The 20,247-nt window shown below is 62.7% G+C and carries 12 protein-coding genes and 2 pseudogenes; 9 read left to right on the top strand and 5 right to left on the bottom strand.

Going from position 1 to position 20,247, the window contains the following annotated elements; all coding sequences use genetic code 11:
* Positions 1-707: 707 nt before the first annotated feature.
* The gene (locus BLQ09_RS18345; protein ID WP_027605676.1) at positions 708-2,039 is read left to right on the top strand and encodes an ABC transporter substrate-binding protein; all 1,332 of its coding nucleotides are present in this window, start codon (positions 708-710) and stop codon (positions 2,037-2,039) included.
* 3 nt (positions 2,040-2,042) lie between these two features.
* On the opposite strand, the gene BLQ09_RS18340 is transcribed toward BLQ09_RS18345, so the two are convergent.
* From BLQ09_RS18340 to BLQ09_RS18320, 5 genes are read right to left on the bottom strand one after another with little or no spacing between them, the layout of a single operon-like run.
* Entirely contained in the window at positions 2,043-3,674 is a 1,632-nt protein-coding gene (locus BLQ09_RS18340; RefSeq protein WP_027605677.1) for a dipeptide ABC transporter ATP-binding protein, read from the bottom strand.
* Complete coding sequence (locus BLQ09_RS18335; protein WP_092358156.1) at positions 3,671-4,555, bottom strand: ABC transporter permease; 885 nt, start codon at positions 4,553-4,555, stop codon at positions 3,671-3,673. The genes BLQ09_RS18340 and BLQ09_RS18335 overlap by 4 nt, the downstream gene beginning before the upstream one ends.
* A gap of 3 nt (positions 4,556-4,558) precedes the next feature.
* Positions 4,559-5,509, bottom strand: a complete 951-nt coding sequence (locus BLQ09_RS18330) for an ABC transporter permease (RefSeq protein WP_092358154.1) — start codon at positions 5,507-5,509, stop codon at positions 4,559-4,561.
* A complete protein-coding gene (locus tag BLQ09_RS18325; RefSeq protein ID WP_092358172.1) occupies positions 5,506-7,119 on the bottom strand; it encodes an ABC transporter substrate-binding protein in 1,614 nt (537 codons plus the stop codon). Before BLQ09_RS18325 ends, BLQ09_RS18330 begins: the two co-directional genes overlap by 4 nt.
* A 44-nt stretch (positions 7,120-7,163) precedes the next feature.
* Entirely contained in the window at positions 7,164-9,596 is a 2,433-nt protein-coding gene (locus BLQ09_RS18320) for a TonB-dependent receptor plug domain-containing protein (RefSeq protein WP_027605681.1), read from the bottom strand.
* 505 nt (positions 9,597-10,101) lie between these two features.
* On the opposite strand from BLQ09_RS18320, the gene BLQ09_RS18315 reads away from it, so the two are divergent.
* From BLQ09_RS18315 to BLQ09_RS31655, 8 genes and pseudogenes are all read left to right on the top strand, one after another.
* Complete coding sequence (locus BLQ09_RS18315; RefSeq protein WP_092358152.1) at positions 10,102-12,975, top strand: PAS domain-containing sensor histidine kinase; 2,874 nt, start codon at positions 10,102-10,104, stop codon at positions 12,973-12,975.
* Complete coding sequence (locus BLQ09_RS18310; RefSeq protein ID WP_065927714.1) at positions 12,975-13,604, top strand: response regulator; 630 nt, start codon at positions 12,975-12,977, stop codon at positions 13,602-13,604. The genes BLQ09_RS18315 and BLQ09_RS18310 overlap by 1 nt, the downstream gene beginning before the upstream one ends.
* Positions 13,605-13,920: 316 nt before the next feature.
* Positions 13,921-14,949 carry a methyl-accepting chemotaxis protein gene (locus tag BLQ09_RS18305; RefSeq protein WP_371914530.1) on the top strand — a complete coding sequence of 343 codons (1,029 nt, stop codon included), beginning with the start codon at positions 13,921-13,923 and terminating at the stop codon, positions 14,947-14,949.
* 13 nt (positions 14,950-14,962) lie between these two features.
* Positions 14,963-15,331, top strand: coding sequence for a response regulator (locus tag BLQ09_RS18300; RefSeq protein ID WP_027605685.1), 369 nt, complete (start codon positions 14,963-14,965; stop codon positions 15,329-15,331).
* Positions 15,332-15,364: 33 nt separating this feature from the next.
* A complete protein-coding gene (locus BLQ09_RS18295; RefSeq protein ID WP_027605686.1) occupies positions 15,365-15,682 on the top strand; it encodes an STAS domain-containing protein in 318 nt (105 codons plus the stop codon).
* 4 nt (positions 15,683-15,686) lie between these two features.
* Complete coding sequence (locus BLQ09_RS18290; RefSeq protein ID WP_092358150.1) at positions 15,687-17,819, top strand: chemotaxis protein CheA; 2,133 nt, start codon at positions 15,687-15,689, stop codon at positions 17,817-17,819.
* A gap of 23 nt (positions 17,820-17,842) precedes the next feature.
* Positions 17,843-19,093, top strand: a pseudogene (locus BLQ09_RS31660) (MCP four helix bundle domain-containing protein); the annotation flags it as partial.
* Positions 19,094-19,162: 69 nt separating this feature from the next.
* Positions 19,163-20,140 (top strand): annotated as a pseudogene (locus BLQ09_RS31655) (methyl-accepting chemotaxis protein); the annotation flags it as partial.
* Positions 20,141-20,247 lie beyond the last annotated feature (107 nt).

Genomic DNA, 20,247 nt, shown 5'->3' with positions numbered 1-20,247 from the left:
ATATCAGCTAGAACTCGGTCTGCTTTTGCTCTGCTTTTGCTCTGGCTTTTGATCTTGATCCTAGGCGCCCCGTCAAACACGCTGGCCGAACGCAGGCTTGAATCCGTGGGTAACCCGGCAGGACGCCGGGTTAGCCGTCCTGGGCCAAGGATGGCCCATGACGGCGGCCCACGGATTCCAGCCTTCGTTCGGGCACACCGAGCCTAGGCGAGGTGCCGAGTGTTGGGGCAAGAGCCCTTTGGTTACTTTGGGGCTTTTCCAAAGTGACCCGCTGTAAGAGCGGAACCATAGGTGGTCGTGACCGCAGCAACGGATATGTACTCATTCCAACTCCAGCGCATGGTCGGCCCGAAGGCCGCCACGGAAGCAACCACCCTCACCACTCGGCACCTCGCCCAGACTCGGTGTACCCGTCACCCGGTGAGTGCAGCAACGCTTTGGCGCCGTCCGGGTCATACCAGGCGTACTCGTAGTAGCGGTTGGTGAGGCTTTTCAGTTGCAGGTCGACGCTGACGACCGAGCGCGGTGTTGGTGGCGCAACAGCGGTTCAATAAAGTGTTCGATTGTCCTGGTCGTGAAGGGTGACCGGTACAGCGCCAACCCTCGAATGTGAGGGCTTCCAGGCTTGGCATGAATTGTGTTGTGACCCGATTGGCGCTGACCCGACAACGGGAGGGAAACCTCACCTTTCATAAGAAACCACACCCATGCACAACGTCTTGCAACGCACAGTCATCGCCAGCCTGCTGGCACTCGGCGCCTTGGGCGGGCCGGTGGCCCAGGCCGCCAATGATCAACAGTTCATCCCGCTGGCCACCTACCGGGTCGGCGCCTATGCGTCCAGCGGCATTCCGTGGTGGGCGGGGGAGATTGATTACTTCCGCTACATCAACGAGGTCGAAGGCGGCGTGAACGGCGTCAAGCTGGTCTGGCAGGAGTGCGAGACCGAGTGGAAGACCGACCGCATCATCGAATGCTACGAGCGCTACAAAGCCGGCCTGGACGGCGCACCCACCGGGTTCTTCTTTACCCACAGCACACCGGCCTCCTATGCGCTGATGGACCGTGCCGCCATTGACCACATCCCGTTGATCGACGGCGCCGGCGGGCGTACCGAATCCACCGATGGCCGCGTGTTCCCCTACGCGTTCCCGCTGTTGCTCAACTACTACGGCCAGGCGTCGGTGGGCATCAACTACATCGCCCAGCGCGAAGGCGGCCTGGACAAGCTCAAGGGCAAGAAGATCGTCACCGTCTACCATGACTCCGCCTACGGCCGCGAAACCCAGGCGGCCATGCAGTTGCTGGCGCAAAAGTACGGGTTCGAGAACATCCAGATCCCCGTGGCCGACCCCGGCAACGAGCAATCCACCCAGTGGCGCCAGGTGCGGCAGATCAACCCGGACTGGGTGTTCCTGCGCACGTGGGGCGTGTCCACCCCCGTCGGCATCAAGACCGCCGTGCGCTTTGGCATCCCCGTGGACCGCCTGATCGGCGATGTGTGGGCCGGCTCCGAAGCCGATGTGATACCCGCCGGCACCGCCGCCAAGGGCTACCAGGCGCTGGCGCCGTTCCCCGGTGGCGACAGTTTCGACATCCATAAAAAGCTCAAGCAGTTCATCCTCGATCCCGGCAAGAGCAACCTCAAGGACCCCAGCTACTTCGGCAAGGTCTACTACAACATCGGCCTGATCAACGCCGCGATTGCCGTCGAAGCGCTGCGCACCGGCCAGGCCAAATTCGGCAACCGCGCGCTGAACGGCGAGGAAACCCGCTGGGCGTTCGAGCACCTGGACATCGACGCCGCGCGCCTCAAGGCCATGGGGTTCGAAGGTCTGCTGGCACCGTTGAAGCTGTCCTGTGCCGACCACGAAGGTGGCGGTTCCGCCCGGGTGCAGCAATGGGATGGGCAAAAGTGGGTGCTGGTGACCGACTGGCTGCAGGCCGACCGCGCCACCTTGCGTCCGTTGATCGAAGCCAAGTCCGCCGCGTATGCCCAGGAGAAGGGCATCGTGGCGCGTGATTGCTCGGCACAGTAAACCTCAGGCGGCGCTTGCCGTGACGTGACGGCCAGGGATGGCCGCAATCAATTCACGGGTGTAGTCGCTGGCCGGCTGGTTGAAGACGCGTTCCACCGAGCCCTGTTCAACCACGCGGCCATTGCGCAGCACCAGCACCTCATGGGCGAAGTTGGCCACCACTGACAAGTCGTGGGACACCAGCACGTAGGCGATGCCCATTTCCCGTTGCAGCTCTTCCAGCAGGTCAAGAATGCGCGCCTGCACCGACACGTCGAGGGCGCTGACCGGTTCATCCAGCAACAGCAGGTCGGGTTTCAACGCCAGGGCCCTGGCGATGGCGACCCGTTGGCACTGGCCGCCGGACAGTTCACGGGGCAGACGATCGAGAAAACTCGCCGGCAGGTGCACGCGGCTGATCAACGCCCGCGCCGCCTGTTCCAGGGCGGCACCCTTGAGCAAGCCAAACGACACCAGCGGCTCCACGATGCTGTCGAACACGGTGAAACGCGGGTCCAGCGCCGCGAAGGGGTTTTGTTGCACCAGTTGCAGGCGTTGGCGCAACGGGCGGAAGTCGCGCCAGCTCAGGTCGGTGACGTCTTGCTGCTCGAACCGGACGCGGCCCTGGGTCGGCTTCTCCAGGCCCAGGGCGATACGCAGCGCGGTGCTCTTGCCCGAGCCGGACTCGCCGACGATGGCCAGGGTCTGGCCGGGGTAGACCTCCAGGCTCAGATCCTCCAGGGCCACGAAGGTCGAGGCTTCGCCCTTGACCTTGGGCAGGGCAAACGTCTTGCCGACGTTGTCCAGGCTCAGGATCGGCTCACGTCCCAGGTCGAGGTTGAGCAACGGTTCACGCCGCCTGGCGAAGGCGGGTGCAGCGGCGATCAGCGCGCGCGTGTAGTCGTGGCTGGGCTGCGCGAGGATCTGTCGTGGCGGACCTTGTTCCACCACCTCACCCTGTTGCATCACCAGGATACGGTCGGCACGGTCGAGCGCCACGCCCAGGTCATGGGTGATGATCAGCAGGGAAATGCCGCGTTCACTGACCAGGCGCTGCAAGTGGTCGAGGATCTTGCGCTGCACGGTCACGTCGAGGGCGCTGGTGGGCTCGTCGGCGATGATCAGGCGCGGGTTGCCGGCCAGGGCGATGGCGATCAGCACGCGCTGGCGCATGCCGCCGGAGAGTTCATGGGGGTACTGGCGCGCGCGCAATACCGGGTTGTCGATGCCCACCTGTTGCAGCAGCTCGACAATGTCGGCATCGACGCCGGGGTAGCGTTTGCCCTTGGCGAGTATCAGCGCCTCGGCGATCTGCTGGCCGATGCGCAGCGTGGGGTTGAGGCTGACCATCGGGTCCTGGGGCACCAGGCCGATGGTGCGCCCGCGCAGCTTGCGTTTCTGCCGTTCGCTGGCGTGGGTCAGGTGGTGACCATCCACCCACAGTTCACCGGCGCCGATCTGCGCATTCTCGGGCAGCAGGCCTAGGATCGCATTGGCCAGGGTGGATTTGCCCGAGCCGGACTCGCCGACAATCGCCACGGTCTCGCCCTGGGTGAGTGAAAACGACAGGCTGCGCACCGCCGGATTGAGCTGGCCGCCGGAACGGTAGTCGACACTCAGTTGGCGCACATCGATTAAAAGCGGCTGGCTGCTCATCGCTGGATCTCCTCGAACGTGCGGGCGATATGGTTGAGGCTGAACACCACGGCCACCAGGAACAGGCCGGGCAGCAAGGACACCCACGGTGCAGTGATCAGGAAGTGGCGGCCGTTGGCGATCAAGGTGCCCCATTCCGCCGCCGGTGGGGCAGCGCCGAAACCGAGAAAACTCAAGCCTGCGGTGGCGAGGATCGCGGCGCCGAAATCCAGTGTGGCCAACACCGCCACCGGGCCCCAGGCGTTGGGCAGAATGTGCCGCAACAGGGTGCGGCCCCAGCTGGCACCGCCCAGGCGTGCGGCTTCGACATAGGGCAGGGTTTTCACCCGCAGCACTTCGGCACGGGTGGTGCGGGCAAAGCCGGGAATGATGCCGATGCCCACGGCAATCGCCACCGGTACCGTACCGAAGCCGATGGCCGTGACAATCGCCAGGGCCAGCAACAGGCCGGGCAGGGCCAGCAGCACATCGACAACGCGCATGATCAGCGCATCGATACGGCCACCGGCAAACCCGGACAAAATGCCCAGCCCCAACCCGCCCACCAGGGCGATGCCGACCGCCAGGGAGGCGGCCAGCACTGACAGGCTGGCGCCGTAGACCACGCGGGTAAACAGGTCGCGGCCCAGTTCATCGGTGCCGAACCAGTGGGTCAGGTTGGGGGCGCTGAGTTTGGCGGCCGGCGCGGTGGCGTAAGGGTCGAAGCTGCTCAGCAGCTGTGGCGTCACGGCCGCGACCAGCGAGAACAGCACCACCAGCAACGCCAGGCTGAACCCTGGCCGGCGCAGCAATGGCAAGAGTGTCGCCGTCGCGCGTTGCCAGGGGCTGCGGCGGCGCCAGAGTGTTTCGCTGCGGATCAGTTTCCGGGTAAGCGTCGTCATGGTCTAGGACACCTTGGGCGTGTGGGAGATGCGCGGGTCGAGCCAGGGGTAAAGCAGGTCCACCAGCAGGTTCACCAGGACAAATGCCGCCGCCGAGACCGCGACGATGGCCAGCACCACCGGAATGTCCTGGCGCAGCACCGCTTCCTGGGCCAGGCGGCCGATGCCGGAGCGAGCGAAGATGGTTTCCACCAGCACCGCGCCGGACACGGTGTTACCCACCTGCAGGCCGATCAGGGTGAGGATCGGCAGCGCCGCGTTCCGGAAGGCGTGGCGGGCCTGCACCTGGCCCCGGCTCAGGCCCTTGGCGTAGGCGGTGACGATATAGGCCTCTTTCCACACGCCCTGGAAGCTGCGTTGCAGCACCTGGGCGTACACCGCGGCGCTCGGAAACGCCAGGGTGACTGCCGGCAGCACCAGACTTTCGAAGCCCTTGCTGCCGGTGGCGGGAAACCAGCCCAGGCCAAATGCAAATACCTGGATCAGCAGCAAGCCCATCCAGAACACCGGCACCGAAAAGCCCAGGGACGGCAAGCGCGCCAGGGCTTTTTTCAACGGTTGCCAGCGGATATACGCGGTGAGGTAAGCCAGGCCGATACCGCCGAGCAGCGAGAGCACAATCGCCAGGCCGGCCAGGGAAAGGGTCTGGGGCAGGCGTTCGGCGAGTAACTCGGCCACCGGGCGATTGAGCGACAGTGACTGCCCGAAATCACCGTGCAGTGCCCCCAGCAGCAGGTCGATATATTGCTCGAACAGGCCTTTATCCAGCCCGTAGTAGGCGCGCGCCTTGGCCAGGTCTTCCACCGACAGGGCGTCGGCTTCCATGCCGGATGCACTGAGCATGATCGACAAGGTATCGCCCGGCAGCAGATAGAGGATGAAGTAGGTGATGCTATAGGCCCCCCATAGCACCAGCAGCGCCTGGCCGACCCGGCCGATCAGGTAGCGGCTCATGGCGTGCCGACCTCGATGTCACCCAACAAGGCAAAGCCTTCGGCGGTCCAGCGGAAGTTTTTCACTTTGGGCGACGTCGCGGCCTGCCACACGCGCTCGTACACCGGGAACGCCGAGCCTTCGTCGATCAGCAGGTCCTGCAGGTCGCCGTAGGCTGTCGCCCTTTGAGCGCTTTGGGTGGCGGTGATGCCGGCATCGAACAGGCCCTTGGCTTTTTCCAGGGTCGGCGCTGCGTAGAGGTTAGTGGCCAGGGTCGAGCTGTTGGCGGTGCGAGGGTCGAGGATGGTCTGCAGGATGATCGGATCGGCGCGGGTCATGTAGGTGCTGGTCAGGTCATAGTTACCGGCCGAGTTGTTGGCGACCCATTCGGCGCGAGTGACCACGTTGAGCTTGACCTCGATACCGACCTTGCGCAGCTGGTCCTGGAGCAGCACGTCCCCGGCAGTTTCCGCCGGGGTGATGTTGTAGCTCAGGCTCAGGCGCTTGCCGTCTTTGTGCCGGTAGCCATCGGTGCCCTTGGCCCAGCCGGCCTGGTCCAACAGGCGCTCGGCACCCGCGGGGTCGTAGGCCAGCTTGGCGCCCTGGCTTTTGAAGTAGGGCGTGGTGACGTCGTAGATACCGTCCACCACCGGGAATTCGGCGTTGTACACGGTGCTGGCGTAGCTCTTGCGGTCAATGGCCTTTTGCACCGCCAGCCGTACTTGCTTGTCGGCCAGTGCCCGCTCGTCGCGGGTGTTGGGATACAGGTTCAGCGCCGGCCCCGGCAGCGAGCGGCTCTGGATGGTGGCGCCCTTGGATTGGAACAGTTTCAGGTCGACTTCCGAGAACGGGTTGCGGGGCCACAGGATGTCGGCCTTGCCTTGCAGGAACAGGCCGTTACGCACGCTTTCCTCGGGGATGTAGGTGACGTCCACCGCCTCCAGGTGCGCTTCGCCCTGGTTTTTCATATTCGCCGACGCCCAGGCGTAACCCTTGCGCTTGGTCAGGTGCGCGCCGACTTCCGGGGTGTAGCTGGCCAATACGAACGGGCCGGTGCCGATGATCTTGCCAAGCGAACGCTCCTTGACGCTCAGCGCGTAGGAGGCCGGCGCGAGGATCGCCAGGTTGGTGGTGGAGGTCGCCTGCAGGAAGCCCGCATTGGGCTTGGCGAGCACCAGCTTGACGGTGAAGTCGTCGACTACTTCGGCGCGATCAAAGCCCGCCAGGTACGTCGCGCCGAAGGTGGCCGGCAGCTCGGTCGCCAGCGCCTTGTTGCTGTCAAAGGCGGTTTTCACGGCCTTGGCATCGAAGCGTTCGCCGTTGCTGAAGGTGACGTTGTCGCGCAGGTGGAAGGTGTAGGTCAACGCGTCGTCGCTGACTTCCCAGCTTTTCGCCAGCCAGGGAATGATCCTGCCGGTCTGCGGATCCTGGTCGGTGAGGGATTCGGCGATATTGCGCAGCAGCACCCGGTGTTCGAGCCAATAGACCTGGAACGGGTCGACGCTGACCAGGGTGGTGTTGTCGCCGAAGAAGGCGATGTTCAAGGTCTTGCCGGCCTGGCTGTCAGTGCCCGCAGGCGAGCAGGCGGCCAGGCTCAATGCCAGGGCGCAAGGGGCCAATAGACGGCTCATCAAGTTGGAGGTGTTCAATGGGATGCCCTCGTATGGCGATTGGCTTAGAAGTCGTAGGCCAGCTTGGTGTACCAGTAGCCGCCGCCGGGGTAGAACGGCGGGTTACCGTAGGGCGCCAGGCCCAGGTTGCTGTAGACGGCGTGCCGGTCGGGGCGCACGTCGAAGATGTTGGTGCCGCCGATGCTGACGGTGATCTGGTCGACGAAGGTGTAGCTGACGTCCAGGTCGGTGATCCATTTCGCACCGAAGCTGCGGTCGCCGGATGGGTTTACCGCCAGGGTCTTGACCGCACCGTAGCGGCTGGTTTGCAGGTTCACTGCGAGGTCCTCGACCTTCCAGTTGGCGCCCAGGATCCATTTGGTCTTGGGCGAGGCTTGGGTGAGATCGCCTTCGCGGTCGCGGCCCACCAGGGTGACGCCGGAGTTGGCCAGCGCACTCGGGGTGTCCCGTGTGCCTTCGATAGTGGTCTTGTTCCAGTTGAAGCCCAGGCTCCAGCGCACATCGCCCCAGGCGTCCAGCGGCGTGGTGTGGTCGGCGACCACGTCCAGGCCACGGGTGCGGGTATCGAAGGCGTTGGTGTAGTAGTTGACCCAGGTCCCCGAGGGCACGCCTTGGGCGCTGAGGATGCCGTTGATCACGCCGTTGCCCTGGTCGTAGATATTGCTGGTCAGGGCGATGCGGTCGTCGATGTCGATCAGGTAAGCGTCGGCGGTGACGCTGGTGCGCGGTGCCGGCTGCCAGGTCAAGCCCAGCCCGAGGTTGCGTGACTTTTCCGGTTTGAGGTCGTCGCCACCCAAGGCCTTGGCCAGGTTGCTGCCCGACGGGGTCAGGCGGGTCACGGCGGGCACCACGTTGCCGTTCACATCCACGGCCACCCGGTTGTCGGCCACGGTGTAGCCGATCTGCGTCAGCGACGGCGCCCGGAAGCCGGTGCCGACGGTGCCGCGCACGGCGACGCTGTCGGTCAACTCGTAGCGCGAATTCACTTTGAGGCCGAAGGTGTTGCCCGAGTCGTCATCGTAATGTTCGATCCGCCCGGCGACGTCGAGAAACCAGCGTTCGGTCAGGTCGAAGCCCAGGTCCAGGTAGCCGGCGTAGTTGTTGCGGATCAGGCTGACTTCATCCTCCGGGCGAATCGTCACCGCCGCCTGTGCGCCCGATGCCGCCGGGTAGGTGCCGGTGATATAGGCTTCGGGGTCACCGGCGAAGGTGCTGAAATGTTCCCAGCGATGCTCCAGGCCGGCCGACACTTGCACCGGCGAGGTCAGGTTGAACAGGCTGTCGTAGCGGCGGGTGACGTCCAGATTGTTCACCCACTGCTCGAAACGGAAGGTGGCCAGGTTGTCGAACCTGGTCGGCGACGCGGTGCCCAGGGACGGGTTGATATTCAGGTCGCTGGAATGGTGGACGTTGTTGCGTCCGTAGGTGGTGCTCAGGTCCCAGTTCCACTCGGCCGCCTGGCCCTTGCCGCCGAACAGCAGTTGGTAGTCGCGGTCCTTGATGTTGTTCAGCGGGTAGTAGCCGTCGGGGAACACCTCGGGCACGGCGGCCCGGCCGGTCGGCAGGCGGAAGTAGTTGGCGGCCTCGGCATCGCGCTCGCCGTAGGTCGAGAACGAGTAGAGCGTCAGGTCTTCCAGGGGCAGTTCGGCGTTATAGGCGAGGTTGAAGGCTTTCAGGTCCGGGTCGCCGTTCTTGATGGCCACGCGGTCCCAGGCCGCTTCCCTGGCCGGGTCGTTGAAAGCGCGCACGCTGCTGTCGGCCTTGTCGTTCCAAGAGGCCTCGCCGCGCTTGCGGGCGTCGGCGGAGAGGTGGAAAAAGCCGCCGTCGCCGAGCTTGAAACCCTGGTCGCCGGCCACCTTGATCGTTTCCCCCTGGCCGGAAAACAACTGGCCGTAACTGGTTTCCAGGTGTCCGCCGCTATTGCCGGCCTTGAGGATGATATTGATTACCCCGGCCACGGCATCGGAACCGTACTGGGCCGCCGCGCTGTCTTTAAGCACCTCGATATGGTCCACCGAACTGACCGGGATCAGGTCGATGTCCACCGCATTGGCGCCGCTGTTGTCGATCGACCCGCGCTGGCCGGTGGCGCCGTTGTGTCGGCGTTTGCCGTTGACCAGCACCAGGGTATAGGCCGGGCCGAGGCTGCGGTTGCTCAGCGGACGCGTCACCGAGTTGTAGCCGGCGATATTGGTGCCGAAGTTGAACGACGGCAGCAGCTTGGCAATCGCCTCGGACAACTCGGCGCGCCCGGTCTTGAGCAGCTGTTCGCTGTTGATCACGTCAATCGGCGCCGGGCTGTCGGCCACGGTGCGTTGCTGGCCACGCAAACCGGTGGAGATCACGGTCACCGTATCGAGCTTGGCCTCGTCGGCGGCGGCCTCGGCGAAGGAGGGTGCGCCGGCCAGCAGCAGGGAACTGGTCAGCAGTGACAGGTGGAATCTTCTGCGGGGTAGGGGGGCGGCGATGTCTGGCATGTCGGAAAGGGTCCATGTAAGCCTGCTGAAGGCTCCTGGTGATCGGGGGTACGTCCTCCGCCAGGCATGGGGTCGGTGTGTGGAATGAAGATATCCCTATAAAAAACCGTGGGGAAAGTCTTTTTTGGAATAAGCTAATTATTAGATATTGTTATCTTGCGAATTTATAAGATCATCTATTTTTATTATGTGCAGGGCCTTGGCGTGGGTTGAGTGTTCGACATCCAAAACATCGACGTGGGGTGGCATGCCGGAGGCCGGCGTGAGGATTCCTTGCGGCTGAACGTAAATCTTTAGTCTGGCTGGCGCCGGCTGTAAATGAGACTACGATAGTCTCCATCAAGTGCCGGGCAATGCTATCCATAGGGTGTTGTTTTTGTGGGCACCCGTTGGGCATACATTCAATTGAATGGGTTTCAGGCTTTTATGGAGCGAGCCAGCACGGACTGATGAAGTATTTACGCTGGGTTTTTCATCGTAAGCGTGAACGCATGCAGGAGCGGTAATGGCAGACAAGGATGTGCTGCAAACCCTTGAAGGTGTGCTGGATTGCCTGTCGGGCGCGGTTGTGGTCCTGGATCGATCTGCCCGGGTCGTGTTGGGCAACCCTGGGTTTTCAAGGTTGCAGTGCCAGAACGGCGTCCCTCCCGAGACGACCACTGAGTTTCTCTCCTTGCTGCGCCCGCAGGACAGCCGGCTTTTTTATGCGGCACTGGAAAAGGCCGATGGGCGATCCCGGGTGTGTTTCGAGGCGACCGCGAGGCAGTCCGGCCGGTTGAACCTGTCGATGACACCGTGGCGCGACGACTATTTTATTGTTGAAATCCTTCCCCTGCCTGAGCCCCCAACCGCGCATTCCCACAGCGAGCGCTTCTCCGAGATCCCCCTTGAAGCCATTTTCGATTCCTCCGGCACCGGCTTGGCGCTTGTGTCACTGGACGGTCGTTGGCTGAGGGCCAACAGCGTCATTTGCAGGCTGCTTGGCTACAGCGAGGCACAGCTGCAAAACACCACGTTCATGGCATTGACCCACCCCGAAGACCGCGAAGTGGGCAAGCAACTGATAGAGGAGTTGAAGGGCGGTACACGGCAGGGCGCCACCTTGCATAAACGCTACATCCACCACGACGGTCAGGTTGTCTGGGTGCGCCTGACCGTGGGGCTGGTGCGGGACGACCAGGGGCAGCCGATCTGTTTTGTCTCCCAGCTGGAAGACATCACCGAGAACTGGCAGCTTCGCGAAACCTTGCTGGGCAGCGAGCTGAAATTCCTCACCCTGGCGGAGAATTCACCCAACATCATTGTGCGCTACGATCGCAACCTGTCGCGTACGTACGTCAACCCGACGTTCCTGCTCTTGACCGGCATGTCTTATGACGAAGCCATAGGCGCCGGCCCCGAGGAGCAGCCCGGCGATTACCTCGACCATCTGCGCCATGTGGCATCCACAGGCCAGACCGCTCAATTCCTCAACAGTTGGCCGGCCGGCCCCGGTGGTGAAGCGGTGAGTTGTGTCGTCAGCCTGATGGCTGAGCGCAGCCCATCCGGTGAGGTGGCAGGCGTGCTGGCACTGGCCCACGACATCACTGAGTTGCGCAAACAGCAAGTGCTTGAGGACGCACGTCTGCGCATCTTCGAAACAATGGCCACGGGCGCCTCACTGGACGAAACCCTGGGGTTGCTGGTGAGTTATCTTCAACTGGCCTTGCCTCACTGCTCCTGTGGCGTCGTGCTTGCTGACCCGCAAAGCCCCGGCTCGGGGGAGTCCATGGCTTCTTCCCCAGGCTGGTACGAGCCCATCCTCGGCAATCAGGGGCAGGTCCTTGGGGCTTTCGCGTTGTCGCGCTCACCCGGTTCTGCGCTGGACGAGAGCGACCGGCAGCGCGTGCGCCAGACCTGTCACATTGCCGCGATTGCCATCGAGCGCTGGCGCTCCGAATCCTTGCTCAGGGAGCGCGAGCGCCGCTACCGGGATATTTTCGACCATACCCTGGACATGTTGTGCCTGCTGGAGGCTGCGCCACGGGGTGAGCTGCGCTGTGTCGAGGTCAATCCGGCCCTGTTGCAGGTGCTTGGGAAACCCCATGGCGAGGTTATTGGCGAGACGCTGGCGTCGATATTTGGCCGGCTCAACGCGGAAAGAATCCAGACCCTCCATGACCAATGCAGGGCCGCCGAACGGGTGGTGGAGTCTGAGGAGAGCATGGTGCTGCGCAACGAAGTGCGCAACCTGCACTTTACCCTGGTGCCGGTGGCCGACTCGGGGCGCGAGGGCCAGCGGGTGTTGGTGATCGGTCGTGATGTGACCCATTTGACCCGGGCCCGGCAGAAAGAACTGGAACGCCAGCACGACATCAACGCCCTGGTGGAAAACAGCCCGGACGCCGTCGCGCGCTTGAGTGTTTTCGGGGAGGTGCTCTACGTCAATGCGCAGTTGCGAAAATGGGTGGGCGGGGCCTGGCCGGAACTGATGGGCATGCCCATGGATGAAGTGGTGCCGCTGAACGCCCAGTCCCAGCTTTTTCGAGAATTGGTGGCCCAGGTGATTCGCCAGAACAAAGCCACGGAACAGGAGTTCTTATTGTCGGGTTTGAAAACCGCGCCCAAGGTGGTGTTGATCCACTTTGTTCCCGAGGTCGACGGCCAGCGGGTCGTCAGCGTGCTGGCCGTCGGGCGCGATATTTCCAAGCTGCGCGCGGCGGAGCTGCGCCTGGCCAATTCCAACGCGCAATTACGCGACCTGTCGACCCGCCGGGAAACGGCGCGGGAAGAGGAACGCAAACTGATTGCCCGGGAGATCCATGACGAACTGGGGCAGCACCTGACGGCGCTGCGCATGGGCATCTCGTTGCTGAGGTTTCAGTTCGGCACCGATACGCCTGAACTCACCCCTCAGGTCGAGCGGTTGATGGCGCTGACCGACAAGACCATCCAGGTGGTGCGCAACGTGTCCACGAGCCTGCGCCCCTCCGCGCTGAACCTGGGGCTGGTGTCCGGTCTTGAATGGCTGACAGCCGAATTCGTCACCCTGACCCAGGTCCCCTGTGCGTTGAACCTGCCGCTGATTGCCCTGACCCTTCCGGATACCCACGTGACCGCAGCGTTTCGCATCGTGCAGGAATCGCTGACCAATATCGCGCGTTATGCCGAAGCGACGCAGGTCAGCGTCACCCTGAGCCCGCAGGAGACCCACTGGGTGCTCGAGGTCCAGGACAACGGCAAGGGCTTTGACCCGGATGCCGTCGGCCGCCAGACCCTGGGCTTGGCCGGCATGCGTGAGCGCGGCCTGATGCTGGGCGGCAAAGTGATCATTTTCAGTCATCCTGGGCAGGGCACTACGGTCCAGGCGTTCATTCCGATGCACAAGGATAGGTATTGATGATTCGCATGCTGATCGCCGATGACCACACCATCATGCGCGAAGGGCTCAAGCAACTGTTCTCGCTGGTCGCCGACGTGCAGGTGGTGGCCGAAGCCGAGAGTGGCACGCAACTGATCGAACTGTTGCGCCAGGTCGAGATCGACCTGCTGCTGCTCGACATGAATATGCCGGGTATCAGCGGCGAGATTCTGATTGCGCGCCTGCATACCCAATACCCGAAACTGCCGATTCTGGTGTTGAGCATGCATAACGAAATCCATATCGCGCAACGGGCATTACGCGCCGGTGCACTGGGCTACCTGACCAAGGATCGCGATCCCGAAACCCTGTTGGTCGCGATGCGTCGAGTGGTCAGTGGCCAACGCTACCTCGACCCCGGGCTGGCGGAACAGATCGCGCTGCAAAGCAGTGGCTTGAAGCAGCAGACCTTTGTCGAGAGTTTGTCCGATCGTGAGTTCCAGATCCTGCGCCTGCTGGCGCACGGCATGAGCGTCAACCAGATCGCCGAGCAGTTGGTCATCAGTAACAAGACGGTCAGCACCCATAAGACCCGGCTGATGGAAAAGATGGGGTTCTCCTCCACCGCCGACATTGTGCGTTTCGCCATGACCCTGGGTATTTCCTGAAGCGTGTACGGGGGTAGGGATTTTCCTAGGCGGTTTTCCAGGATCCCTACCCCAGAATAGGGATGCTCCGATGGTGGCAGTGCCATTATCGGGCCAGTATCTCTTTCAAGCAGTCGAATGGCCGGTCAGGTCGTGACGACAAGCCTTGACAGGGAGACAGACCGTGAGCGCACCGACACCACCCCCTTCCGCTGCTTTGACCCTGTTTCCGGTTGCGTTCGCGGGCCTGCTGGGCGGGCTTGCGATTGCCTGGAGCGAGCGCTTCAGCATCGGGGCGCTGGCCGCCGGCGGCGCGGTGTTGGCGTTGTGTATCGGCATGGGCCTGTGGGCAAACGGCAGGAGCCGGGCGCAGTGGAGGGGCCTGCAGCAGCTCGATCAACAGGCATCCATTGCTCCGGCGCTGGCCGTCGATAACGGCCTGGCACAGGTGTGCGTCAGCGTGCTGCCGATCTGGTCGCGGCAGATAGAAGCGGCGCGTTCGATCAGTGAAACCTCGATTCTCAGCCTCAGCGAGCGTTTTGGCACGCTGTCATCCAACATCAGCCACAGCGTCTCCAGCAATGGCGGCCAGGACGCTTCGCAACAATTGGTCGACTTGCTGGAGGTCGGCCAGGCCGACCTCAACTCCATCGTCATGGCCCTGCGCGCCGCGCTCACCAATAAGGAGAATGAGCTCAAGGAAGTCATGCAGCTCTCGAGCTTCACCGAGCAGCTTCAGCAGATGGCCAAGTTTGTCGGTGACATCGCCAGTCAAACCAACCTGCTTGCCCTCAACGCGGCTATCGAGGCTGCGCGAGCCGGGGAGGCGGGGCGAGGGTTTGCGGTGGTCGCCGATGAAGTGCGCAAGTTGTCGAGCATGTCCGGCGAGACCGGGCGCAAGATCAGCGAAACCGTGATCACCGTCAACGCCGCCATCGCCCGCACGGTGCAGATGTCCCGCCACCACGCCGAACAAGACACCCTGACCCTCGCCGATTCGGAGCGCGTGGTGTCGGAGGTTATCGAACATTTTCGCACGACCGCCCAGACCATTGTGCGCAACAGCCATGACCTGCAGCAGCAGAGCGCCAACGTCGCCGACGAGATTGCCCAGGTGCTGGTTGCCCTGCAGTTCCAGGACCGCGTCAGCCAGATGCTTACCTTGATTACCCGCGACCTGGACAAGTTGCAGCAGCAGTTGGACGAACGTCATGAGTCGAGCCTCAGCGGACAGTCCCTGGCGCCAATGAGCAGTGACCGTTGGCTGCAGGAGCTGTCAACGGCCTACACCATGCCGGAGCAGCACGCCATTCATGGTGGTAAGGCGCCTGCCCAGGCCGATGCCAACGAAATCACGTTTTTCTAGAGGAGTTTTTCCGATGAGCAAGACCATTCTGATCGTCGACGACTCGGCCTCCATCCGCCAGGTGGTGAGCATCACCCTCAAAGGCGCCGGTTACGACGTGATCGAAGGCTGTGATGGCAAAGACGCCCTGAGCAAACTGGACGGCCGCAAAATCCACCTGATTGTCAGTGACGTGAACATGCCCAACATGGATGGCCTCAGTTTCGTCAAGGCGGCCAAGCTGTTGCCGGCCTACAAGTTCACGCCGGTCATCATGCTGACCACCGAAGCCAGCGATGCGATGAAGCAGCAAGGCCAGGCCTCCGGCGCCAAGGCCTGGATGGTCAAGCCCTTCCAGCCTGCGCAAATGCTGACCGCCGTCTCCAAGTTGATCCTGCCATAGCGATGACCAGCGACCGCTGGCCAGGAGGTTTACATGAAAAGCGCCGTCCCGATGCTACGTCGAATCCAGGTCATGGAAGGCCCCCTGACGATCTACACGGCTGCCGAGCAAAAGGACGTGCTGTTGTCGTTGTTTCCCCTGGCCCATGAAGTGGAGTTGGACCTGTCCAGTGTCGATGAACTCGACAGTGCCGGTTTGCAGCTGTTGATCCTCATCAAGCGCGAGTCTCTCAAGGAAGGCACCCAGTTGTTGCTGAGCAACCCCAGCTCGACGGTGAGCGAAGCCTTTCGCCTCAGCGGCCTTGACGACTACTTCACCAATGCGAGTTTCACCCAGTCGGTCGGAGCGTAAGCGTATGAACATGGATGACGTGCTGCAGACGTTCATTGCCGAAAGTCGCGAGCTTCTGTTGCAAATGGAAGATGCGCTGCTGCAGATCGAGAAGTCGCCCCAGGACCTGGACACCATCAACGGCCTGTTCCGCGTGGCCCACACCATCAAGGGGTCGGCCGGCCTGTTTGGCTTGATGCCGATCGTTGAGTTCACCCATGTCGCCGAAAGCGTGCTGGACCGGGTGCGCAGCCTGGAAGTGCGCGTCGACGAGGCGTTGAGTGCGTTGTTCCTCGACGCCCGTGACCATATTGGCCAATTGATCGACCTGCTGGCCGAGGACGGCAACCTGGATCGCCTGGACGAACCAGTGCGGGCTCAGGGTCAATCTATCATTGAGCGGCTGTCGCTGTATCTGGACGCGGCGGTCTCGACCCCGGCGCCGGCCCTTCAAGCGCCGGCGCCGGCGGATGAGCCAGGCGGCAGTCCCGGCCATTGGCATTTGTCGCTGCGCTTCGGCCCGGATGTGTTGCGCAATGGCATGGACCCCTTGGCGTTCCTGCGTTACCTGAGCACGCTGGGGCGTTTGCTGCACACCGTTACCTTGTTCGATGGGTTGCCGCCCATGACCGCCATGGACCCGGAAACCAACTACCTCGGGTTTGAACTCGCACTGGCCAGCGACGCTTCCCTGGAGGTCATCGACGGCGCCTTTGATTTTGTCCGCGAGGACGCGCTGGTTCGCATCCTTGCACCGAATGCCACGGTGCAGGCGTGTCGGACCCATCTCGACGGGTTGCCGGAAGACAACGTCACGCTGGTCGAGCTGCTGGTGCGTTGCGGCACATTGACCGAGGCCCAGGCCTTGCTCGTGACCCAGGACGCCGAGCAGGCACCGGTCGAAACGCGCAGCGAGCCTGATGTCCAGGAGTCGACAACGCCGCCGGTCAAGGCCGGCAAAAGCGCGGCGAGTAACGAAGGCAATCTGATTCGGGTCGATGCCGCCAAGCTGGACCAGCTGATCAACCTGGTCGGCGAGCTGATCATTGCCGGTGCCGGCGCCAACCTGGTGGCGGTACGCAGTGGGATTGGCGAGATGATCGAATCCACCAGCCTGTTATCGCGGCTGGTCGAGGAAGTCCGCGACTCGGCGCTGACCCTGCGCATGGTGCAGATCGGCGCAACCTTCACGCGGTTCCAGCGGGTGGTGCGGGACGTCTCCAAAGAGTTGGGCAAGGACATCGTGCTGCACATCGGCGGCGGTGAGACCGAGCTGGACAAGACCGTCGTCGAACGCATTGGCGACCCGCTGACCCACTTGGTGCGCAATGCCATGGACCACGGCATTGAGCCTGCGTCGACGCGCCTCCAGCGGGGCAAGCCGGCCCAGGGCACGGTACGCCTGAATGCCTATCACGAATCCGGCAGCATCGTGATCGAGGTGTCCGACGACGGCGGTGGCCTGGCCAAGGACAAGATCCTGGCCAAGGCCCGTGAGCGTGGCCTGGTAGGCGAGGCCCAGCAGCCGTCGGACAAGGACATCCTGAATCTGATTTTCGAGCCGGGATTCTCCACCGCCGACCAGGTCAGCAACCTGTCCGGCCGTGGCGTGGGCATGGACGTCGTGAAGCGCAATATCACGGCGTTGCGCGGCAGCGTCAGCCTCGAGAGCGAAGTCGGGCAGGGCACCACGGTGCGCATCCGCCTGCCGCTGACGCTGGCGATCATTGACGGTTTCCTGATCGGCGTGGGCAAGGCTTCTTACGTGATTCCGCTGAACATGGTGGAGGAGTGCATCGAGCTGGCACCTCAGCGGGGCACCGAAACCGGCTACCTGGACCTGCGGGGCGAGGTGCTGCCGATCCTGCGGCTGCGCGACATGTTTGATGTGCAAGAGCCTGGAGGCAACCGGGAAAACGTGGTCGTCGTGCAATACGCAGGCTTGCGTGCCGGCCTGGTGGTCGATCGCCTGCAGGGGGAGTTCCAAACCGTGATCAAGCCACTGGGCAAAGTGTTTGGTGATGCCCATGGGCTGGGCGGGTTCACCATCCTCGGAAGTGGAGCCGTTGCGCTGATCCTGGATATCCCGAATTTGCTAGGACAGGTTGCCAAGGAAACCCCCCATCGTTCGATCCCAAGCCCTTTATCGACTCATTGAAGCGTCATCAGGAGTGCCTCGCCATGACTGTTATCAGAAATATCATGTTGCTGGTTTTCACAGCCATGCTGGGTGTCTTCGTGTTGGGTGGCACCAGCCTGTACCTGGCCGGTGAAATCAATACGAGCGCCAGCTATGCCAACGTCAATACGGTGCCCAGCCTGTTGGAGATCGACCGCGCCGCCGCGGCCTTCACCGACCTGCATGCCTTGCAATGGCAACGCTTGAACGAGACCGACAAAAACAGCGTGCCGGCTTACGCGGCCAGCGTGGCGCAGGATTTCAGCGCCGTTGGCAAAGCCCTGGATCGCTATCAGGCCGAGTTGACCTCCGACGAGCACGATGCGGCGTTGTTGAAACAACTGCGCGGCCACTTGACTGAGTTTGCGGCGTTGCAGACCCACTTCGACAAGCTCATCGATGACGGTGACCAGGCCTCGGCCCGTGCATTGATCGAGACCAGCCAGCCCCTGCAGACCGCCGTGCTCACGGCGATCAGCGAGCTGCGTGAATACAACCTGGAACTGGGGCGCAAGGGCCAGGTGCTCGCCACCACCACCGAGAAGAACGCACGCACCCTCATCCTGCTGGTGAGCGGCCTGACCCTGGTGGCTACCCTGCTGATCGGCGTCTTGCTGGGGCGCAATCTGATGCGCCGGCTCGGGGCGGAACCTACCGTGGTGCAAGCCTATGCGGCACGCCTATCGGCTGGCGAATTGAATGCCAAGGCGACGCTCAGGGCCGGAGACACCACCAGCCTGATGGCGAGCATGCAGCAGTTGGGCGCGAACCTGCATGACTTGATCGTGGAGATGGACCGTATGTCCAGTGAGCACGACAAGGGCGAGATCGATGCACAGATCGATGCCGGCCGCTTTCATGGCAGTTACCGCTCCATGGCCCAGGGCATCAACGATATGGTCAACGGCCACATCGCGGTGAAGAAAAAAGCCATGGCCTGCATACGCGCCTTCGGTAACGGTGATCTGTCTGCGCCCCTGGAACAATTCCCCGGCAAAAAAGCCTTTATCAACGACAACATCGAGCTGTTGCGCAGCAACATCCTGGCGCTGATCAATGAAATGCAGCACATGTCCAGCGAGCATGAAAAAGGTGACATTGACGTGATGATCGATGTCGAGCGCTTCGCGGGTTCGTACCGGGATATCGGCCAGGGCATCAATGACATGGTCAACGGCCATATCAACGTGAAGAAAAAGGCCATGGCCTGTATTCGCGCGTTCGGCGAAGGGGATTTGTCCGCGCCCCTGGAGCGTTTCCCCGGCAAGAAAGCCTTTATCAATGAAAACGTCGAGCAACTGCGCGCCAATATCCTGGCCCTTGTGGAAGATACCAGCGAGATCAGCGACAGTGCGCTGATCGGCAAGCTGGACACCCGCCCTGACGCCGCCCGGCACCAGGGCGATTTCCGCCGCATCATCCTCGGTATCAACGGTTCTCTGGACGCGATCATCGTACCGATCACCGAGGCCATGGAGGTGCTGTCGGCGATGGCCGCCGGCGACCTGACCCGCAACATTACCGGCGACTACCAGGGCAAGTTCCTGGAGCTGAAGCACTCGGTCAATGGCACCGTGGAAAAACTCTCGGAAATCATCGGCGAAGTACGCGGCTCGGCGGACTCGCTGTCGAGTGCTTCGGAAGAGATTTCCGCCACCGCCCAAAGCATGGCCCAGTCGGCTTCCGAGCAGGCGGCATCGGTCGAACAGACCTCGGCGTCGATGGAGCAAATGTCGGCGTCCATTTCCCAGAACACCGAAAATGCCAAGGTCACCGATGGCATGGCGGGCAAAGCCAACAAGGAAGCCTCGGAAGGCGGTCGAGCCGTGAAGGACACCGTGGCGGCGATGAAAACCATTGCCGAAAAAATCGGCATCGTCGATTCCATTGCCTACCAGACCAACTTGCTGGCGCTCAACGCGGCAATCGAAGCGGCACGGGCCGGCGAGCATGGCAAAGGCTTTGCGGTGGTCGCGGCCGAAGTGCGCAAACTGGCGGAGCGCAGCCAGATTGCCGCACAGGAAATCAGTGAGGTGGCCAAGAACAGCGTGGCCTTGGCCGAACGGGCGGGCAACCTGCTGGACGAGATTGTGCCGTCGATTGCCAAGACCTCCGACCTGGTGCAGGAAATTGCGGCTGCCTCGGAAGAACAATCCATCGGTTCCGAACAAATCAACAGCGCGATGTCGCAGATGAGCCAACTGACCCAGCAAAACGCGTCGGCCTCCGAGGAGCTGGCGGCGACGGCCGAGGAAATGAGTGGCCAGGCCGAGCAGTTGCAGGAACTCATGGGGTTTTTCACCGTGCAAAGCAAACGTGCCGGGCGCAATGTCTCGATGCCCCAGATCAGCCGAGCCATGTCCACCCAGGACCTGGACAGTCGCTCCTCGGACGGCGGTTTCGTCCG

The sequence above is a fragment of the Pseudomonas sp. NFACC25 genome (assembly GCF_900100935.1).
GTDB lineage: Bacteria > Pseudomonadota > Gammaproteobacteria > Pseudomonadales > Pseudomonadaceae > Aquipseudomonas > Aquipseudomonas marginalis.
This window is presented reverse-complemented; position numbering and strand designations above follow the sequence as displayed.

Bases quoted from the DNA above. Each gene is read 5' to 3' on its own strand.
- BLQ09_RS18345 (WP_027605676.1), top strand. From the start codon at position 708: ATGCACAACGTCTTGCAACGCACAGTCATCGCCAGCCTGCTGGCACTC.
- BLQ09_RS18340 (WP_027605677.1), bottom strand. From the start codon at position 3,674: ATGAGCAGCCAGCCGCTTTTAATCGATGTGCGCCAACTGAGTGTCGAC.
- BLQ09_RS18335 (WP_092358156.1), bottom strand. From the start codon at position 4,555: ATGACGACGCTTACCCGGAAACTGATCCGCAGCGAAACACTCTGGCGC.
- BLQ09_RS18330 (WP_092358154.1), bottom strand. From the start codon at position 5,509: ATGAGCCGCTACCTGATCGGCCGGGTCGGCCAGGCGCTGCTGGTGCTA.
- BLQ09_RS18325 (WP_092358172.1), bottom strand. From the start codon at position 7,119: ATGAGCCGTCTATTGGCCCCTTGCGCCCTGGCATTGAGCCTGGCCGCC.
- BLQ09_RS18320 (WP_027605681.1), bottom strand. From the start codon at position 9,596: ATGCCAGACATCGCCGCCCCCCTACCCCGCAGAAGATTCCACCTGTCA.
- BLQ09_RS18315 (WP_092358152.1), top strand. From the start codon at position 10,102: ATGGCAGACAAGGATGTGCTGCAAACCCTTGAAGGTGTGCTGGATTGC.
- BLQ09_RS18310 (WP_065927714.1), top strand. From the start codon at position 12,975: ATGATTCGCATGCTGATCGCCGATGACCACACCATCATGCGCGAAGGG.
- BLQ09_RS18305 (WP_371914530.1), top strand. From the start codon at position 13,921: ATGGGCCTGTGGGCAAACGGCAGGAGCCGGGCGCAGTGGAGGGGCCTG.
- BLQ09_RS18300 (WP_027605685.1), top strand. From the start codon at position 14,963: ATGAGCAAGACCATTCTGATCGTCGACGACTCGGCCTCCATCCGCCAG.
- BLQ09_RS18295 (WP_027605686.1), top strand. From the start codon at position 15,365: ATGAAAAGCGCCGTCCCGATGCTACGTCGAATCCAGGTCATGGAAGGC.
- BLQ09_RS18290 (WP_092358150.1), top strand. From the start codon at position 15,687: ATGAACATGGATGACGTGCTGCAGACGTTCATTGCCGAAAGTCGCGAG.